This is a genomic window from Mesorhizobium sp. M7A.F.Ca.ET.027.03.2.1, assembly GCF_003999175.1.
Taxonomy (GTDB): Bacteria; Pseudomonadota; Alphaproteobacteria; order Rhizobiales; family Rhizobiaceae; genus Mesorhizobium.
Genome location: NZ_RZOM01000678.1, coordinates 1 through 3,393, shown reverse-complemented (window position 1 = coordinate 3,393; position 3,393 = coordinate 1). Strand labels below are relative to the sequence as shown.

Annotated in this window: 4 protein-coding genes and 1 pseudogene; all 5 read left to right on the top strand. The window is 56.1% G+C overall.

The genetic code is table 11. From position 1 onward, the window contains the following. The first annotated feature begins 119 nt into the window (after positions 1-119). Positions 120-620 (top strand): type II secretion system F family protein, encoded by a 501-nt coding sequence (locus tag EN750_RS24740; protein ID WP_245482795.1) that lies wholly within the window; start codon positions 120-122, stop codon positions 618-620. Positions 621-638: 18 nt separating this feature from the next. After that, a complete protein-coding gene (locus EN750_RS24735) occupies positions 639-1,589 on the top strand; it encodes a type II secretion system F family protein (protein WP_127398014.1) in 951 nt (316 codons plus the stop codon). A 52-nt stretch (positions 1,590-1,641) separates the two neighbouring features. Then, positions 1,642-2,184, top strand: a complete 543-nt coding sequence (locus EN750_RS24730; RefSeq protein ID WP_127398012.1) for a tetratricopeptide repeat protein — start codon at positions 1,642-1,644, stop codon at positions 2,182-2,184. Position 2,185: 1 nt separating this feature from the next. Beyond that, positions 2,186-2,725 (top strand): prepilin peptidase, encoded by a 540-nt coding sequence (locus EN750_RS24725; RefSeq protein WP_127398010.1) that lies wholly within the window; start codon positions 2,186-2,188, stop codon positions 2,723-2,725. Positions 2,726-3,023: 298 nt separating this feature from the next. Then, positions 3,024-3,393: pseudogene (locus tag EN750_RS24720) on the top strand (isoprenylcysteine carboxylmethyltransferase family protein); the annotation flags it as partial.

The window sequence follows — 3,393 nt, the reverse complement described above, 5'->3', positions numbered from 1 at the left end:
CCTTGGCATCGCTCATTGTCTTTCTGGTCGTGGGGCTGGTCTTGCCGCTTCTGGTCCTCCGGCGTGCCCGCAACAAACGGATCCAGAAGTTTGCCAAGCAACTGCCGGATGCGCTCGACATGATCGTTCGTTCGCTGCGCGCCGGCCATCCCGCGTCGGTCGCCATCGGTCTGGTAGGTCGCGAAATGCCGGATCCGCTCGGCACCGAGTTCGGCATCGTCTCCGATGAGATCACCTTCGGTCTCAGCATCGAGCAGGCCGTGCGAAAGCTTTCGCAGCGTGTCGGCTTCGAAGGTCTTCAACTGCTGTCGGTGTCCCTGTCAATCCAGGCGAAGACGGGCGGTAATTTGACCGAAATCTTGTCCAACCTATCCTCGGTGCTCCGAGAAAGGCAGAAGCTTCGAATGAAAATCCGGGCGCTTTCCGCTGAAGGGCGTGTTTCGGCCTGGATCATATCGCTGTTTCCGCTCGTTATGTTCTTGATCCTTCAACTTCTTGCACCCTCCTATTATGGAGGCATATGGCACGACAAGCTCATATTCCCGGTATTCACCGTATTCGGGGTCTGGGCTTTGTTCGGAGATTTCATCATGTATCGAATGGTTAATTTCGATTTCTAACAGGAGCGGCGAATAAACTTGTTTTCGAATATTCAGGATCTGGGTTTCTTGGTGTCAATCGTCGTGTTTGCGGCGGCGACATCCTTTTTCCTGTTCGGTGCACTCGTCTTCCTGCCAGCTCTGCAAACACGAAAACTTGTCGCGCAGAGCCTGATGGGTGAAGGAATTACCGATCGTCGGTCCATGCTTGGACAGGACGTGCTTGCCAAGGTTGCGGCGCAACGGCCAGTCGACGCATACTTCAAGTCGATCGAAAAGGAGCGCGACGAGCCGAATGCTTTGGAGGCGAAGCTCTTTCGTGCCGGCTTTTATAAATCAAGCGCACCGCTGGTTTATACCCTGTCCCGTCTGGTTGCAGTCTGCGTCGGATTTTTGGCCATCTATGCCCTGCTGTCGCGGGTCCTACCGCCACAACTCCCCGGTTTCATAACCTTTGCTGGCTCTGCTCTATTTGGCCTCGCCTGCATGGTGATTCCGAGCATCATGCTCGATCGCTTCGAGAATGGTCAGAAGCGGATCTATCGCCGGGCCTTTCCTGACTTCATGGACATGATGATCACTTGTGCCGATGCCGGCATGAGCTTGGAGGCGGCGGTCGAACGTGTCAGTCACGAAATGGCCGCCACCCACAAATGGCTGGGAATACAGCTGTCAATCATGAATTTGCAGTTGCGCGCTGGCAAGCCGCTGCGGGAGGCACTACGCGAACTCTCAGATCGCATCGGGCTTGAGGAGGCGCGGGCACTAGCCGTGCTGTTCCGTCAATCGGAAGAACTCGGCACCAGCCTCACCGATGCCTTGCGTGTCTATAGCGCCGAAATGCGCAGTCAGAGAATTCTGAGTGCCGAAGAGCGCGCTAATTCACTCCCGGTCAAAATGATGATTCCGTTGGGGCTCTGTATATTCCCCGTCGTGATGATGGTGATCATGTTGCCGGTGATCATTCGCATGAGAGGCGTTTTCTTCTAGTTTGGTATATCATTTGGGCCTAATGTGAGTCGGGGCCCCAGGGGACACATTTATGAAGAGGGTTATCGCGGCCGCGGCCTGTCTGCTCATGGCGGTGCTTGCCGGCTGCCAGACGGCGGACACAACCGACGGCATCGTTCGCACCAACGAGCCGTCGAAGGGCGACGTGACGTCTTTTGGCGATGCTTTCGACGGACTGAAAACCGTCAGCGATGTCGAATATTATGCCTCGGACCAGGCTGTCGCCGAAGCCAAGAACCAGTTCCGCGCCGAGAATTACGGCAATGCCGGCGCGCTGTTCTTCAAGGCGACGCAACTCGCGCCCAACGATGGCAACGCCTGGATGGGGCTGGCCGCCTGCACCGACCGGATCCACCGCTTCGACCTGTCCGACAAGGCCTATGCCAAGGCCTTCAAGCTGGTTGGCGCGACGCCCGAATATTACAACAATGTCGGCTATTCCTTTCTCCTGCGGGGCAAGCTGCAGGATGCGCGCTCGAACTTCCTCAAGGCTTACGAACTGGCGCCCAACGACCCGACCGTGGCCAACAATCTGAAGCTTTTGTCGTCAAGCGTGCAGAACGTCGAGCGCTAGCATGCTGCTCGTCGAAGCATTGCTGCTGAAGGTGCTCGCCATCCCTCTGCTGGCAAGGATTGCCTGGGTCGATTTCACCACCCAGAAGATTTCCAACCGTGACGTGCTGCTGCTGCTCTGCCTGGGCGCGGGGGGCTTGCTGCTGCTGTCGATCCAGTCCGGCTCGTGGTGGGACATGGGACTGAGCGCCGGTGCAGGGCTTCTGCTGTTCGTCGCGTTCTTGCCCTTCTGGGCCCTGCGCAAGATCGGCGCCGGCGACGTCAAGCTGATAGCGGTCGTGCCATTCCTGATCAGCGGCGGCGCTCTCGCGGTGTTTTCAGTGCTGCTCCTGGTTTTCGCCTTGGCCACCGCGGCGATCGTGAAAAACCCCTTCCTGCTGCCCGACGGTGCTTTTCGGCTCATCGTCCAGCATCTGGACCGCAAGGGCGTGGTGCCATTCGGCGTGCCGATCTCGCTCGCCGCGATCTGTACGCTAGGGTTCCTGATCTACAGGAGTTTGACGGTCGCGAGCAGCTCTGGAATCCTCAACCAGCTCAACTGAGCCTCGCCGTCCGGTCTGATGTCCGACGCGCAGGCCAACCAGCAACATTGACGGGCAACGTCAACCAAAAGGCGAACGATGTGCTGTGAGGGTTAAGTGCAATCATCACTACGGCTGAAATCACAAGTGAGATTGGGGCCAAGACACGAAGCGTTGGAAGGACGTATGGCATTCCGTCATGATAGGTCGGCCAGGTTAATTTAAAATTGAAGAGCCATAGCCGTTAACTCTTTGCAAACCATCTTCTTGTCGCTACCCGTATGTGGTGGTTTACTGTTACCTTGAAAAGGGGACGGAAATGCTAAGTGAGGAATTCTTCGGGCGAGTTGCCATAGTCATCGTCATGACAGTTTTGGCGACTTTCAGTACAGTACCTGTAGTGTTCTATTTCCATCAGGATGCATCAACAAATTCTCTCGCCGTCGTCACGCAATTGGCATCAACGGTATTTTTGTTGCTGCAGCTTCTGATGACTATCAGCCGTTTTCCGCCGAAAGGGACCGCGCAAGGAATTGAACCGAGGGTAACCTCAATAGCTGGGACATTCCTGATACTGCTGGCGATGTTCCTGACGCCAGCGTTGGAAAGCGAGGCGGTGCAAGTGGTCGCGCTCTGCCTAATTTTCATTGGCACTCTCAGTTCGATATTTTGTCTTTACTGGCTTGGAC